Below are 17,034 nucleotides of genomic sequence, written 5' to 3'. Positions count from 1 at the left end.
AAACGAATTTGTATGAGACTAAACTTTTACGCCCTTAACACAAATAGCGATTGAATGCCTGATAGTTATGCATTCCACAAACCAAAACATATTAATTAACAATTAAACACAACTATGATAATGCAGAAAAGCTATCAGAGCAGGGGGCCTTCTTTGTTGAAGGTATCATTAAACCTATCATATATCTGGCAATTTGTAATGATTCTGATCATGACAATTTTTGTACAGGTTGCTGATGTCAGTGCCCAGGCTACTTCAAATGCCAGACATAAAATTACAGGAAAGGTTATCTCAGAACTGGATAATCAGCCTATTCCCGGTGCGAGTATATTGGTAAAAGGAACCACCATCGGAACGACTTCTAATTCAGCAGGGGAGTTTTCAATTGATGCTGCAACAGGGAGTAATATCATCGTTTCTTCTGTAGGATATAAGGCTGTTACAATCAGACTTTCCGGAAAAACAAACATACAGGTTGCTTTACCGGAAGACGTAGCTAATCTGAGTGAAGTTGTGGTAGTCGGATATGGTTCTATGAAAAAGACGGATCTTTCTTCTTCTCAGATTTCAGTAAGTGCGGCTGATATAAAAAAGACGGTCAATACCACTATTGATCAGGCATTACAGGGACGCGCGGCCAACGTATATGTAACCAGTAACTCGGGAAGACCCGGAGGAGGGGTTTCGGTAAATATCCGGGGGATTTCAACAATCGGAGGAAATACAGAACCTTTGTATGTTATTGACGGTGTACAGATTTTACCGGGAGCTTCTACGGTAACTTCCAGTCCTTTAGCGAGTCTGAACCCGGAAGACGTTGAATCAATCAACGTTTTACAAGGCCCGTCTGCGCAGGCAATTTATGGTTCTCGTTCTGCCAACGGAGTAGTGGTAATTACTACCAAACGCGGAAAAAGCGGTGAGACAAAAATTACATACAGCACAACTTATGGCGTTCAGTCAATTCCAAAGTTATTACCGACAATGAACCTGAGAGAATTTGCTGTATATCAGAATGCGTATAACAAAGCATTGAACAGAACCCCACAGCCGGAATACGCTGATCCTTCTTTATTAGGCGATGGTACTAACTGGCAGAAAGAGCTGTTCCAGTCAGCACCTATGTCAAAGCACCAACTGTCTTTGAGTGGAGGAAATGAAAAAACGACATTTTACATTTCCGGAGAATATATGAAACAGGAAGGTATTGCCATAGAATCCGGTTTTGATCGTTATTCGGTTCGTACCAATGTTGACAATAAAGTAAGAAACTGGTTGAAAGTTGGTGCTAATTTGTCATTGAGCGGAACAAACGAAAAGATTTCCGTAACAGATGATGATTTGATTAACACAGCGATTACGCAGTCTCCGGCAGTAGCTGTTCGTAATGCAGATGGTTCTTTTGACGGGCCTTCTCAGACGCAGTTTCGCTTGTCGAATCCTGTAGCCCTGGCTTCAATCAATGAAAACCGTTTCAAAAGAACAATGCTGCTGGGTGGGGTGAATGCGGAGTTTAATTTATTGAAGGATCTGGTTTTTCGTACAGAATTTAATGGAAATATTGAATACAGTACCCGCTACAAATTTTCTCCGTCTTATAAATTCGGAGGTTTTGTCAATGAATCTTCCACTTCTGAAAGAACGGCTAATAACAGCCTTTATTGGGGCTGGAACCAGACTTTGCGGTACAATAAGAAATTTGGCCACCATGACCTGGGTTTGATGGTCGGGCACGAGGCACAGCAATCTACTTACGAAAGTTTATTTGGCAGCCGGGTAGGTTATATCAGCAATAATATCACAGAGTTGAGTGCAGGAAACAAAGCCGGATCAGATAATGGAAGCAGCAGAGGACAATGGGCTACAGAATCTTATTTCTCCCGTTTTAACTACACGTTCAACGATAAATACATTTTGCAGGCAACTTTGCGCGCGGATGGAGCCGCTGTATTCGGACCTAATAAGCGCTGGGGCTATTTCCCTTCTGTTTCAGCAGCCTGGAGGATTTCCAAAGAGGATTTTATGAAAGACATTACTTTCATTGACGATTTGAAAATCAGAGCAGAATATGGACTGACGGGTAATCAATCTCTGCCAAACGGAGGAACAGCGATTTACTCTGCCCTGAATGCTTGGCAAACTGCCTGGGGAACAGGATTTCTTACGGGACGAATTGCCAATCCGGATTTCCAGTGGGAAAGTACCAAAACCTATAACCTTGGTTTTGACCTCCATGCTTTGAAAAACCGGCTTGAGATTATCGTGGATGCCTATATCAAAAATACAGATAACCTGATTCTGGAACTACCTCTGGCTGCCTATATGGGAACAAGCGGAACAGGTTCGATCAGCTCACCGTATGTAAACATTGGTTCGATGAAAAATACCGGTTTCGGCATTACCATTAATACGGTTAACATCGAAAGTCCTTTTACCTGGAAAAGTGGCATTTCTTTCTCTCTGGATAGAAATGAATTGTCAAAATTGTACCTCGAAAGCAGTAATATAGATCGTTCACCCTGGTTTATGAACCAGTTCATTTCACGTTCAGTAGTAGGACAGCCACTCTGGCAATTCTATGGCTATAAGTTTGCCGGAATTTTTCAAAACTATACTGACCTGAAAAACAGTGCTATTCCTGAAACCAGTAAAATTGACCCTGCACAGGGAACATGGGTAGGAGATGTGAAATTTACAGATGTTAACGGAGATGGGGTAATCAATGAAAAAGACAGGACTTTTGTAGGAAGTCCCTGGCCTAAATTCATTTTCGGAATCAGTAATAATTTCTCATACAAAAACTTCGATTTGTCGGTTTTCATGCAGGGAACTTATGGTAACAGTATTTTTAACTACACAAAATATGCAAACTCAGCACCGGAAAGAAGCGGCCCGGGAAGAGGCGCTTTGCAGGCCGTTGCCAATTTTGCCCAGCCAAGCAGTTACAAAGCGGAAGACAATCCTGTTTTGCTGAATCCGGGAACAACGGTTCCGAGAGTTGTAGCCGGAGATCCGAACGGTAACAACCGTCCTACCGATCAGTTTATTGAAGATGGGTCATATCTGAGGGTAAAAAATATCACATTAGGATACAATGTGCCAAAATCAATCCTGAAAAAAATACCTGTAAGAGGATTAAGGGTAACAGCCGGAGTTCAGAATGCTTTCACAATTACCAATTATTCAGGTTATGATCCGGAAATCGGGGCTTCGAGTGACAAATACGGAGGAAACCTAACCGTAGGAATTGATTACGGACGTTATCCTGCGGCAAGAATGTACACCTTTAGTTTAACCGCTGATTTCTAGAGAAATAATTAAAAAACTGACGAATTACTTAAAGCAGAATGGCTTTAAATCTTATTCAATTAATCAGAAATAATGATGAAAATATCAGATTTATCTAAATACATATTCCTCTTCCTGGCAGTACTTGGTTTGGCAGGTTGTAAAGAAGATTTCCTGGAAAGACCTCCTTTGAGTCAGCTGACAGACGGAACATACTACACTACCGGAGAAGAGGTATTACAGGCAACCGCTCCTTTATACAATGTAGTTTGGTTTGATTTTAATGATAAATCTTCCTTCGGAATCGGGGATGCACGTGCAGGAAACATGATTTCGAATGATTATAATTCATTTTATCAGTTTTCAGTGGCGGCAAGTAATGACCGCCTGATTGAATCATGGCGCTCATTTTACAATGTCATCGGGCAAAGTAATATGGTAATGTACAATATTGACAAAAGTACCAAAACGACGGTGCCGGATAACATGAAGCGGCATGCCATCGCAGAGGCCCGTTTTATGCGTGGCGTGGCATATTCTTACCTGGTTCGTAACTGGGGAGCTGTGCCGATTATTGATAACAATGTTAAACAGATGGGAGATACTTCCATTGCCAGAAATACAGTAGAGAGTGTCTGGGAATTTGCGATCCGTGATTTGCGCTATGCGGTTAAGAATCTTCCTGCGGTTTCTGTAGCAAAAGGCAGAATCAATAAATATTCTGCTGAGGGTATGTTGTCCAGGTTATTTCTGGTTCGCTCCGGGGTAGGGGCTACCGGGGGAAAAAGAAATCAGACAGATTTGGATAGTGCAAAATATTATGCACAGGATGTGATTAAAAACAGCCCTTTTTCACTCATGAGCAGTTACCCCGATTTGTTTATGACCAAAAACAACAATAATCCTGAGTCGATGTTTGCTTTGCAATGGGTTTACAATGGAGAATGGGGGACGCAGAATACCTTTCAGGCATATATGGCTTATGACACAAAAGTTACAGGTTCATGGGATGGCTGGGGTGCTGCCCATGGCGCTTCAGCAGATTACCTGAAATCAGTTTCTCCGGCAGATTCGATTCGCAGAAAAGCAACGTTTATGCTTTACGGTGATTTGTACAAAGAAATCCTTCAGAAAAACGGAGGTCTTTTGTATGACAGAAATACGGTGGCAAATATTAAGAAATATGTGGTAGGAACTGCTGATGATAATGATGGAAAAGTAACCGGAATGCATACTGAAGTGAACACTAATATGCTGCGTCTGGCGGAAGTGTATCTGAATTATGCAGAGAGTATTCTGGGAGATAAGGCCTCTACCAGTGATCCTGAAGCACTGAAGTATTTTAATATGGTAAGAACCAGAGCCGGAATACCTGCGCTGAGTGTTATTACTTTTGACGATATTTTTAAGGAAAGAAGGGTTGAATTTGCCATGGAAGGAAATTACTGGTACGAACTGGTGCGTTTGTATTACTTCAATCCTGCTAAAGCAAAGGAAATTATCAATGGACAGGATAAAGGTTCTTATACGGTTGCTATTAAACCCGGCACGGGAACCAGTGCTTCTAATCCGCGGCAGTTTGTATTTACTTTCACGCCGGTTTACTACAAAGTGGATGATAGTACGTTCTGGTTACCTTATCCCGAATCAGAACTGGCCAAAGCGCCTAACCTGAGAAAACCTCCGGTACCATACAAATTTTAGGATTTCCGGAAGTAAAAGAGATTAACAGATACTTCCGGAAAATATCCGCTGATTTTAAAATAAAGACAAGAATGCAGAAATGCCTGACAGTTTGAGCTGTTATTCAGCAGATTGCATTGAATGGAACAAAGAAAATATCCAGATGAAAAAGAAAATACAGCTTTTTATAAAAACGAAGAAGTTTGAAATTCTGTGCTTATTGCTTTCTGCAATGATGTCGGTTCTGACGATGTCCTGTAAGGAAAATAGCATAGACGCAGGGGGACCTCCGATAATTAAACAGGTAAGACTGGTTGATCCTGCCAAAAAAGACAGCACATTTGCCAAAGCCCTTCCCGGAACGCTGATTGTTATTCAGGGAGAGAATCTGCATCGTGTGCTTAAAGCCTATTTTAATGATTTTCCGGCACCTTTTAATGCCGTCATGAATACCTCAGATAACCTGATTATTACCATTCCGGGAGAAGTGCCTACCGCAGCAACTGATCCGGCTGTTTCTAACAAGATCCGCCTGGTAACTACTCATGGTGAAACAAGTTTTAGCTTTACAATTTTACCTCCTCCTCCTGTTTTAAGCAGTTTATATTGTGAAATCGTAAAGCCTAATTCAGAAACTTACCTGATTGGCAATTATTTCTATAATGTAAAATCTGTGAAATTGGGTACGACTCCCCTGCAGGTAGTAAGCGTAACACCAACACTCATCCGTGTGAAATTTCCGGCCGTGATTACTTCAGATTTTGTAACGGTAGAATGTGAATCAGGCTCAGCGAAATCTACAGTGAAGGTGAATGATTTTACCGGAAATATGATTAATTTTGATATCCCCGCAACAAGTTGGGGTTCAGCTGTTTGCTGGGGAGATTCTCCGATTATTGCTGAAACGGATGCTGATGCATTAACGGGTAAATTTGCCAGAATTAATGACAAAAATCTTCCTAAAACCGGATATAATGCTTCCTGGGTATTTGCCACCTGTTATTTTGATTTTAAACTGGCTGCCGGAAATGCGACAGATAAATTGTTCAAATTTGAGCATAATGTAAAAGAAGCCTGGACGACCGGATATTATGAAATAACGCTCAACAACGATTATGTTTACAAATTCAAGCCCTGGGATAATGTATTGTTTGCTAAAACGGGCTATAAAACAGAAGGCTGGAGCACAGCAACTATTTCATTGACGGAATTTAAAAACGCTACGGGCCTCACAATCGCTGACGCTTCAAAGATCACTGACCTGAAAGTATCGTTCAGTAATCCTGATGCCGTAATTCCGGCATTTAATACCGGAGTGGATAATTTCAGGATTGTCAGCAGATAGCTTTTTAGCTTCTTTCTAAAGCTATTGATACCTTGCTCAATAGCTTTAGAAAACTGGCATGATCTTCTCCTTTTTCTAAAAACCAGGGGTTTTCCCTGATTTTTTATTTTAAGGGATAACCCTGATTTTTAAAATACAAATTAAAATCATTTTTGTAATAAAATTCAAAGGATACAATTTACCAGGAAGAACCAGACCGGAAAGTTTAAATCTTCAAATTGTAAACTTGGCTTTTATAGGAAGAAGATTTGAAAATCCCCCTATTTTTTAATGGGGGGATTTTTTGATAAAAAAGGATAGTATTCAATGAATCAGATTGAATATTAACATTTGTTCTGCGCTTAATTTCAAATAAACTGCTGCACCTGCCTTGAAGCCGGGGGTTAATCCCCGTTTTATAGTAACAACTCAAAAGCCACAAGCTATGTGAAAGCGGTAAAGGAAAATTAACCTGTTCAAACCAGAGTAAAAATAGTATTTAGATAACCTTTGGCTGATGGTATCCTGATTAAATGAATACTAAACCAGACAAACCATAACGGTTTGGTTCGGAAGGGACTATAACTTTGTCAGGACAGATAAATGAACATTTTCCTTTAAAACTAAAACAACTATGAAAATTGAAACTTCCTGTTTAAGATTGGGCAGATTATGTCTGCTGCTGCTGACAGGTTTTTTACTAAATACCAGTCTGATTGCTCAGGAGACCCGTACGGTATATCTTTCGGGGACTGACAAAGACCATACCGTTCAATGGGATTTTTATTGCTCAAAAGGGCAGAACAGTGGAAAATGGACGAAAATTGCTGTACCATCCAACTGGGAACTGCAGGGTTTTGGCAAGTATAGTTACGGATATGACAATCGCCGGGACAGCACACTGGCAGATGAACAGGGGCTTTACAAACATAGATTTCAGGTTGATAAATCATGGAAAGACAAGCGTATTTTTATAGTCTTTGAAGGATCTATGACAGAAACAGCAGTGAAGATTAACGGAAAAACAGTTGGTCCGGCACATCAGGGTGGTTTTACCAGGTTCTCTTATGAAATCGGCAGTTTTACAAAGACCGGAGAAAATTTACTTGAAGTCACTGTTAACAAATCTTCAGGAAATAAATCCCTTAATGTAGCAGAACGTCAGGGAGATTTCTGGGCTTTGGGAGGTATTTACAGGCCTGTATATCTGGAAGTTGTACCACAGCATTTTATTAATAGAATCGCTGTTGATGCAAAAGCTGACGGAACTTTTCTGGCAGAGGTATTTTCTGAAAAAACTGACGAAAGTTATCAGATTCAGGCTCAGGTTGAAACACTGACAGCCGAAAAAGTCGGTACCCCGTTTTCTGTCAAAGGAAGTCCCGGAGAGAAAGTAATCCTGACCAATCACTTTGATCATATAAAAACCTGGACGGCCGAATTTCCGAATTTATACAGAGTCAGAGTTGACCTGAAGGATGCCGCAGGAAATATCGTGCATAGCCTCAGTAAACAATTCGGGTTCAGAAGCGTGGAAGTCAAAAAACATGACGGAATCTATGTCAATGGCAAAAGAGTAATGCTGAAGGGATCAAATCGTCATACGATCTGGCCCGAAACAGGAAGGACAACCAGCAAAGAGCTGAGCATTACCGATGTCCGACTAATGAAAGAAATGAATATGAATGCGGTGAGAATGTCGCATTATCCGCCGGATCAGCATTTTTTAGATGTTTGTGATTCTTTAGGCTTGTATGTGCTGGACGAGCTTACCGGATGGCAGGCCAAATATGATACGGAAGTTGGCCGGAAATTGCTGAAAGAACTGGTGATAAGAGATGTGAATCATCCTTCTGTTTTGTTCTGGGATAATGGCAATGAAGGAGGCTGGAATACGGAACTGGATCATGATTATCAACTGTATGACCCGCAAAAACGCAGCGTTCTGCACCCCTGGGAGCGTTTTAATGAATTTGATACCAAACATTATATTACCTATGACTATCTGGTGAATTCAGCCTTGTATGATACTGAGATTCTGATGCCTACAGAATTTATGCATGGACTTTTTGATGGAGGACATGGCGCAGGACTGGATGATTTCTGGGAACTTATGCTGCGTCATCCTCATGCTTCGGGTGGTTTTCTCTGGTCATTTACTGATGAAGGTGTGGTGAGAACAGATAAAAACGGAATCATCGATGTCTATGGAAACAATGCCCCGGACGGATTACTTGGGCCGCATCGTGAGAAAGAAGCCAGTTTTTATACCGTAAAGGAAATCTGGTCTCCGGTAAGAATAACGAAACCATTAATTTCAGCAGGTTTTGAGGGTAAACTTGAAGTAGAAAATCACTATTCTTTTACCGATTTAAATCAATGCGATTTTACCTGGAAATTAGTCAGATTTCCTGATCCCAAACAGAATGGCCTGATTGGTGAACAATCCGGAAAACCTGATAAAATTTCTTTAAAACCGGGAGAAAAAGGATATTTAAACCTTAATCTTCCTGTCAACTGGAAAGAAAGTGATGCACTTTATCTGACAGCCACTGACCCGCATGGTGCTGAAATTTATACCTGGTCATGGACGACCCAAAGTGCAGAGGACAGAAAACCTGTCTGGGAGAAAATTACCGGAAAAGGAGCCATTTCGGCAAATGAAACAGATGAGATATTGAAAGTAGAATCAGATGGGATAACCTGTAATTTTGACAAAAAGTCCGGATTTCTGACAAAAGTAAATACCTCAAAAACGGAAATTTCTTTATCAAACGGGCCGTCTCTTGCAGGTGTAAGCCTTGATTTACAGTCTTTTAAGCATTTCAAGGCAGAGCAGAATTATGTGGTGGAGCTGAGCTATGCCAAAGATAAAAACTGGTTTAAAGTAACCTGGACCTTTATTCCGGGACAGCCCGCACGTCTTGATTATCAGTACTCTCAACGGGGGGAAGCTGATTTTATGGGAATTTCTTTTAATTATCCGGAAGAGAAAATTGAAGGCATGAAGTGGCTGGGGAGAGGGCCATACCGGGTTTGGAAAAACCGTTTAAAAGGAAATAAACTGGGTGTTTGGGAAAAGAAATATAATAATACCGTTACCGGAGAATCATGGCAATATCCTGAATTTAAAGGGTATCATTCTGATGTGCAATGGGTTGTGGTGGAAAATAAGGAGAAACCTTTTACCGTTTATTCAGAAAATGAACATACTTTTCTTCAGATGTTAAGACCTGAAAAACCTAAGAATGCTCCGAATGATTATACCAGTCCTGCGTTTCCTTCCGGAAATATCAGTTTTTTACAGGCTATTAGTCCGATTGGCACTAAATTTAACTCCGCCGCTGTAATGGGACCTCAGAGTCAGAAAAACAGTATGAGGAACTATACGCCGGTTAAAGGCACATTATGGTTTGATTTCAGATAAACTTTTTCCTATAAACACACTTATGAAATTCACTAAATCGATTGCAGCAGTATTATTTTCAGCAGGACTTTACTCGGTACAGGCTTGTGGACAGGGAGTTCCGCAGGCAGCATCCAAATTAAAAGTTGTACAGATAACAGATCAGCTGGCACACCCTACGGCTTTTGCTGATCCAAATGACGGTTCGGGCAGAATGTTTGTTTGCGAACAGGAAGGTAAAATCAAATGGCTTAACAATGGCAAATTACAAAGCCCGTTGTTCCTTGATATTACAAAAGATGTTGTTAAGAAACCGGGTTATGAGGAAAGAGGTTTACTCGGACTGGCTTTTCACCCGAAGTTTTCGCAAAATGGTAAGTTTTATGTGCATTACAGTGCTCCGACCAGCGGTGCAAATCACAAAAGTGTTATTAAAGAATTTCAGGTTTCCAAAACAAATCCTAATCAGGCGGATGTAAATTCAGGCCGGGTAGTTATTGAATTCGATCAGCCGCAGTCGAACCACAATGGCGGAGATGTGAAGTTCGGAAAAGACGGATTTCTCTACATTTCGGTAGGTGATGGAGGAGGACAGCGTGACCAGCACGGGAAATATGGGAATGCGCAAAATCCGGATACTTTCCTGGGAAAAATCTTGAGAATTGATATTGATCAGACTCCTTACGGAATTCCGAAAGACAATCCTTTTGTTGGAAAGGCCGGAGCAAAACCGGAGATTTTTGCCTATGGTTTCAGAAATCCATGGAGAATTAGTTTTGACCGGAAAACGGGCAAATTGTTTGCCGGAGATGTAGGACAGGATGCGATCGAAGAAGTTGATATTGTTGAAAATGGCGGAAATTATGGCTGGAGAGTGATGGAAGGCAGCCAGCCTCACAATACCTCAGATCCGAAACCCGCTCAGACGATCAATCCTATTTCTGAGTATCCTCATGCTGAGGGAATTAGTATCACAGGCGGTTTTGTATATCGCGGAACGCAAGTTCCTTCCCTGGATGGTAAATACATTTTTGCAGACTGGACTGGCCCGGTCTGGCAGCTCACCGAAGGCAAAAACGGGAAATGGGATCGTGAGAAACTGAATATCTCTCAGGATGCCGGATACTGGCATATTTACAGTTTCGGAGAGGATTCAAAAGGAGAAATATACCTTTTAACGGTTGTTCTTGACGGAGAAAAAGGAGTGCTGTATAAAATTGCCCAATAGATTATAGAACCTTCCTGCTTTGAATGTTTGCGCAAACAGGAAGGTTTCTTTTTGCCCGAAAATCAGGGTTTCCTGCATTTTGAGGGAAGAAAACTGCCTGATATGATCGATTCAGGCTGATTTGTCCGAAAAATTTACCCAAAATATATTAAACATAACCATTTATTAACCCTTTAAATTTGATGAAATTAAACACAGTAAAACTTTCGGTCAGGTTAGCTTTGATGATTTTATGGTTGGCAGACACCACACTTCAGGCACAATCTACGGCTGCTGATGGCATTAAAATCAACCAGATTGGTTTTTATCCTAAAGCACCTAAAATTGCTGTTATCACTGCGGAAACTCCCCAGGACAAATTCTACCTCTTGACATCCAATAGTAAAGACACTGTTTTCACCGGGAAACTGGGAACGAAGAGAGTAAATTCCATTTCTCAGAAAACGACAAGAATTGCAGACTTTTCAGGCTTTCAGCAAACCGGAGAATATGTGGTTTCTGTACCGGGATCAGGCAATTCATATGCTTTCAGCATTCAGCCTGAAGTACACAGAGCTGCTGCAATCGGGGCTTTGAAAGGGTATTATTATCAAAGAGCATCAACTGCATTGCCTCAGAAATATGCCGGAAAATGGACAAGAGCAGCCGGACATCCTGATGATAAAGTATTGATTCATTCTTCTGCTGCTTCTGAAAAGCGCCCGGCAGGTAGTGTAATCTCTTCACAGAGAGGCTGGTATGATGCCGGAGATTACAACAAATATATCGTAAATTCAGGTATTACGATGGGAACCTTACTGTCAGTTTATGAGGAATTTCCAGGCTATTTCGAACATTTTGAAACCAATATTCCTGAAAGTAACAACAATATTCCTGACATTCTGGATGAAACCTTGTGGAATCTGCGATGGATGTTTACCATGCAGGATCCGGAAGACGGAGGTGTATATCATAAACTGACGAATCCTTCTTTTGACAAAATGATTATGCCTGCTGATTGTCATAATCCAAGATATGTGGTTCAGAAAAATACAATAGCAAGTCTTGACTTTGCCGCAGTAATGGCTCAGGCAGGCAGGGTTTTTAAAGCATTCCCAAAAGCCTTTCCTGGCCTTTCTGATTCCTGTATGAAGGCGGCTGAGTCCGCATGGCTCTGGGCGAAGAAGAATCCTTCGGTATATTATCGGCAGAATGAAAATAATACACATTTTGACCCGAAAATTTCTACCGGTGCTTATGAAGATAAAGACAATTCAGATGAATGGATCTGGGCTGCTACCGAATTGTATCTCAGTACAGGCAATGAGTCTTACCTGAAAAATCAGACAATTTTTCCGGAAAACACACTAAAAATCCCTACCTGGAGCCAGGTGCAGGCTTTGGCTTATTACAGTTTGCTCAGAAATGAGAAGAACCTGGGGGATTTTGGCAGAAAACTGCTTCCGGAAGCCCGTAAAAGGGTACTTGAATTAGCCGATAATCTGCTGGAAAATGCTGAAAATACAGCCTATTATGCCGTGATGGGAAAATCGGAAAATGATTATATGTGGGGAAGTAATGCCCATGCCGCAAATGAAGGGATTGTACTGATCCAGGCTTATAAACTTACCAACGACCGGAAATACCTGGATTTTGCATTGGGAAACCTTGATTTTATCCTGGGAAGAAATGCTACCGGATATTGCTTTCTGACCGGATTCGGCAAGAAACCGACTATGAATCCACATCATCGCCCTTCTATGGCAGACCATATAAGGGAACCTGTTCCCGGTTTACTTTCCGGCGGAACAAATGCCAAAGGCAATAAGCAGGATAAATGCTTTTATCCAATCAATATTCCTGATGAAATGTATTCGGATAATGACTGCTCTTTTGCTTCAAATGAGATTGCAATCAACTGGAATGCACCTTTTGTATATCTGATTTCTGCCATGGAAATATTACAGAAATAACAAGAAAGAGGCTCCGGATTTTAAATATTCCGAAGCCTCTTTTACGATAAAATAAGTCTATTTCTCCAGCTCAATTACCACATCCATTTCATTTTTCGGCGCTGAACTAAGGTCAAAAACATAGAAATTGTTATCTAGTTTCTGAAACTTAACCGCAGCTGCTCCATTAAAATATTTAGCGGTTTTAATGCTTTGAGGAATTTTTATCAGGAATTTATCTGAATTATAATTCAGGAGATGTAGATAAATCCTGTTTCCTTTTTCAGTAACAGCTCCCCATTCCTGTGGTTTGATGAACCCACCTTTGGTGCCATAAATAGTTTCACCATAAATCTTCATCCAATCACCTACCTTCGCCAGTCTTTCTACAAATTCAGGTTGGATTTCTCCGTTTGCCATCGGCCCGACGTTCAGCAGGAAATTGGCTCCGTAACCGGATGCCCGTACCAGGTAATCAACTAACTGCTTTGGTGTTTTGTAATTATTATCTTTGATGTTATAGCCCCAGGCACCATTAAGTGTTTCGCAGGTTTCCAAGGGAAGTCTTGAAATTTCCTGTCCGCTCAAACCACCTTTGTTTTCTCCCGGAAGATCACGTTCAAACATTTGAAAGTCCTCACCCGGTAATGGAGAAAGATGGTGATTATTGCCAATCATACATTGCGGCTGCAATTTGTGAATCAATGCATAAATTTCATCGTATTTCCAGTCGATTTTCGATTGCAGGCTTTTATCATGATCGTTTTCTAACTGATCCCAGTGACCATCAAACCAGATGGTTGATATTTCTCCGTAATTGGTCAGCAATTCGGTTAACTGATTCTTCATGAATTTCAGATAACTTGCATAATCACTTTTTTGTGTTCTGCCGGTTCCATGTCCGGTTTTCCCCGTTTCATAAGGATAGTCCGTACGATACCAGTCGAGAAGAGAGTAATAAAAGCAGATTTTTATACCCTGACGATGACATTCCTCTGCGATTTCCTTTACGATATCACGCTTGTAATGCGTATTCATAATGTTCCAATCCGATTGTTTTGTATCAAAATTGCTGAAACCGTCATGATGTCTGGTAATGAGGGTAATGTACTTCATTCCGGCTCCTTTGGCAATACTGACCCAGGTTTTGGCATTGAAATCAACCGGATTGAAAACCTTTAACAATCGATGGTAATCTTCTACTTTAATGTTCTTTTGCTGCATCACCCATTCTCCATCCCCTAATACACTTGAAAGTCCCCAGTGAATGAACATCCCGAACCGGGCTTGTTCAAACTCAGCACGGGCCTTTAGATTCTCCGCAGTCGGGGTATATCCATTTTGAGAAAATGCTTTGAACGTACAGCAAAGCAGTAATAACACTAATGATTTTTTCATAAAAAAGGAAAATTGGTTTCAGTATATGTTAAAAAGGAAAAAGGCTTTACGGAATACTCTGTTTATAAAAAATGACCTTTGCCGGATCACACAGCCAATCTTATGCAGCAGGGTTTTAAAAAACTAAAAAACTATTTTTTTAGTTTTAAAATTAATATATTAGTTTGACGTTTTAAGAAAACAGGAAATCCGGCTGCATAAATAGCATACTTTCCTGAAAATATTTATTCAAAACCGAAATGAATGCTATGAAAAAACTTTCCGTCAGCTTATGCCATATTTTTCTGATACTTGCTTTAGCGCTGATTTCAGACTGCATGTATGCACAGACGTCAGATTTGAATAATCTGCTTCAAAGAGGGCAGTTCCAGAAGGCTTTGCCAATACTTGATTCCCTGAGTTCAGAGGATTCACTGAATATTGATCTGATTCAGAAAAGAGCATTATGTTACCTGAAATCCGGAAATCAGGCTCAGGCAAAAAAACTTTATCAGAAAGCGCTGATTTTAGATCCTGACGGACAGGAAAGCAATTTGCAGTTATCTTATATTTTTGAGCAGGAGGGAAACCCGTTGAAAGCCCTGGCTTTTTTCAGGAAGTTGTATCAGCTTGATTCTTCCAATACTTTTTTTGTGAAAGGAATCGCTAAAAATCTGATCAGGGTAAACCGGAGAAAAGAAGGAATAGCTTTCCTGAAAAAAGCGATTCAAATGGATTCTCTTGATGTTGATTCTGTCTCAGAATTAGCCAATATTTATCTGAATGACCAGAAAGATGATTTGGCTGAACCTTTGGTTAAAAAGGCGATTCTGCTGAATGAAAGTTCCATCAGAATCCGGCAGATCAGTACCAGACTGGCTTATCGGAAAAAAGATTTTGAAAAGGTAAGACAGGAAGTTAATTATATGATGTCTCTGGGAGATACTACGGCTTTGTATCAGAGATTACTGGGAACAGCTTATTTTAACCTTGACAGTAATGCCAGGTCTCTGGAAATTTTTCAGCGGTTGGTAAGAATAGGGGAAGAATCGGAAACCATCCGGGCTGGTATAGCTTATGCTTTTTTAGGTTCAGCAAAAACAACAGATTCTTTGAATGAAGCCATCGACAACTTTAACCAGGCAATTGAACTGGGCTCTTCTGATGCAATCAGTGATTATAAATTGGGAATTGCGGAAGTTTTTTCGAAAAAAGGAGAATTTACGATTGCAATAAGCCTTTTCAAAGAAGTTTACAATGTGTACAAACGTCCGAAAGCGGTATTCAGATTGGGGGAAATTTATGAGAAAAACCTGAAAGATATGAGGCTGGCAGAAAGTTTTTACCGGGAATATTTAAGAGTTTGTCAGGCTTCTGGAATTGGTTCTGCTGATGAAAAGTATGTAGAACTGGTAACCAAAAAGCTAAAAGAAAGGCATCCTCAGATTGTTGCGGAGCCAGTACAGTTTCTAAGCAATGATACGCTTCTGGTGAAAAAAGATACCTTGAGAAATAAATAGTTTTTCTCGCCTGAACCAAATCCCTGAATCAGCAGCTGCTACGGATTCAGGGATTTTTGATAGGTAAGTACAATGAATTTTACCAGTATTTCATAATTGCTTTCGGATAATCCGGTAAAGCCAGTTCCGGTTCAGCTAATTCGGGATGCCATAATTTTTCCCATTCAAAACTGTAATATCCTTTATAACCTCCCTTTTGTAAAGCAGTGAAAGCTTCTGCCAAAGGCGTTTCTCCCTGTCCTAAAAACACATATTCTTCCTTACCGTTAACAAGTTTGGCATCTTTAATATGCGTATGCCTGATATATTTATGCAATTTTCCGTAAACCTCTTTCGGAGATTCTTTGGTTACCGACCACATGTTAAAAATATCCCAGACCAATCCTACATTCGGATGCTCTGCTGCCTTCATGATTTTTTCCAGCATTTCCATACTTACCACTTCTCCATGAGATTCCATCAGAACGCTTACCTTACTTCCTTTGGCAGCATCTCCTAATTCAAGTAGGCCCTTGATAATGGCTTCGATTGTTTGATTGCGGTCCTGATCTTTTGGCAAATCATTTGGGAAAACCCTGATATTAGGGCAGTTAAGCTTTTGAGCAAGTTCTATAAAACGTTTACCTTCATCAAGACTATTTTTCCGCTTAACCGGATCGAGGAGGTGCATGGCTGCTGATGAACCTAAATCAACAATGCGCAGGCCTTTGTCTTCAACCATTTTGCGTGACCTGGCAATGCTTTCTGGACTGTTAAACTCGGCACATTTTGATAAGTCTAATTGCCCCTGAATACCACGGATTTCAATGCCGTCATATCCGTTTTTGGCAGCAAATTCTACGATTGTTTCAAAGCTCCATTTCGGACAGCCGATGGTTGAAAAGGATAAAAGTGGTTTGCTTTTGGCAAAATCAAAAGAAGAGAGAAGGCCCAGTCCTGCCAGTCCGGCAGCTGAAGTCAGAAAATCTCTGCGTGGTAAAGTTCTCATAGGATAAATTAAAATAGTTGGATAGAATAGTTCGGTTATTAATAAATTCAGGGCTTTATTTGGTTTAAACATCACCGGGGCTTTGGTATTAATTTTTGCCATTCTTTGTTTAAACAAATGAAGTTTCAGTGTGTAAATATGAAGCATAACTGAAACTTAAATGAAACGATAATCCGGTCAGTTTATATCCTGAATTAGCGGTGATTTCCTGCAATTTTGTAAAAAGAGCGTATCATGTGCTGTTGGCAAATATTATAAGATTTCAAGCTGAAATCTGACTATTAAATGA

The 17,034-nt window shown here is 40.5% G+C and carries 9 protein-coding genes; 7 read left to right on the top strand and 2 right to left on the bottom strand.

Going from position 1 to position 17,034, the window contains the following annotated elements:
- Positions 1-114: 114 nt before the first annotated feature.
- The 6 genes from BM179_RS21140 to BM179_RS21115 all read left to right on the top strand — a co-directional run bounded on the left by BM179_RS21140 (position 115) and on the right by BM179_RS21115 (position 12,881).
- The gene (locus BM179_RS21140; protein WP_092019169.1) at positions 115-3,309 is read left to right on the top strand and encodes a SusC/RagA family TonB-linked outer membrane protein; all 3,195 of its coding nucleotides are present in this window, start codon (positions 115-117) and stop codon (positions 3,307-3,309) included.
- A gap of 72 nt (positions 3,310-3,381) precedes the next feature.
- Positions 3,382-4,992, top strand: a complete 1,611-nt coding sequence (locus BM179_RS21135; RefSeq protein ID WP_229633007.1) for a RagB/SusD family nutrient uptake outer membrane protein — start codon at positions 3,382-3,384, stop codon at positions 4,990-4,992.
- A gap of 142 nt (positions 4,993-5,134) precedes the next feature.
- A complete protein-coding gene (locus tag BM179_RS21130) occupies positions 5,135-6,316 on the top strand; it encodes a glycan-binding surface protein (RefSeq protein WP_143095291.1) in 1,182 nt (393 codons plus the stop codon).
- Between the two features lie 613 nt (positions 6,317-6,929).
- Complete coding sequence (locus BM179_RS21125; protein ID WP_092019167.1) at positions 6,930-9,722, top strand: glycoside hydrolase family 2 protein; 2,793 nt, start codon at positions 6,930-6,932, stop codon at positions 9,720-9,722.
- Between the two features lie 22 nt (positions 9,723-9,744).
- Positions 9,745-10,929 carry a PQQ-dependent sugar dehydrogenase gene (locus BM179_RS21120; RefSeq protein ID WP_092019166.1) on the top strand — a complete coding sequence of 395 codons (1,185 nt, stop codon included), beginning with the start codon at positions 9,745-9,747 and terminating at the stop codon, positions 10,927-10,929.
- Between the two features lie 182 nt (positions 10,930-11,111).
- Positions 11,112-12,881: a glycoside hydrolase family 9 protein gene (locus tag BM179_RS21115; protein WP_092019165.1), complete on the top strand. Its 1,770-nt coding sequence runs from the start codon at positions 11,112-11,114 to the stop codon at positions 12,879-12,881.
- A 57-nt stretch (positions 12,882-12,938) separates the two neighbouring features.
- On the opposite strand, the gene BM179_RS21110 is transcribed toward BM179_RS21115, so the two are convergent.
- A complete protein-coding gene (locus BM179_RS21110; protein WP_092019164.1) occupies positions 12,939-14,258 on the bottom strand; it encodes an alpha-L-fucosidase in 1,320 nt (439 codons plus the stop codon).
- 248 nt (positions 14,259-14,506) lie between these two features.
- Here BM179_RS21110 and BM179_RS21105 point away from each other — a divergent pair, with 248 nt between their 5' ends.
- Entirely contained in the window at positions 14,507-15,757 is a 1,251-nt protein-coding gene (locus tag BM179_RS21105; RefSeq protein ID WP_177219475.1) for a tetratricopeptide repeat protein, read from the top strand.
- A 79-nt stretch (positions 15,758-15,836) separates the two neighbouring features.
- Here BM179_RS21105 and BM179_RS21100 read toward each other — a convergent pair whose 3' ends face one another.
- Entirely contained in the window at positions 15,837-16,847 is a 1,011-nt protein-coding gene (locus tag BM179_RS21100; RefSeq protein ID WP_229633006.1) for a sugar phosphate isomerase/epimerase family protein, read from the bottom strand.
- Between the last annotated feature and the right edge of the window lie 187 nt (positions 16,848-17,034).

Source organism: Pseudarcicella hirudinis (assembly GCF_900115665.1).
In the GTDB taxonomy this organism is placed as follows: Bacteria; Bacteroidota; Bacteroidia; order Cytophagales; family Spirosomataceae; genus Pseudarcicella; species Pseudarcicella hirudinis.
This window is presented reverse-complemented; position numbering and strand designations above follow the sequence as displayed.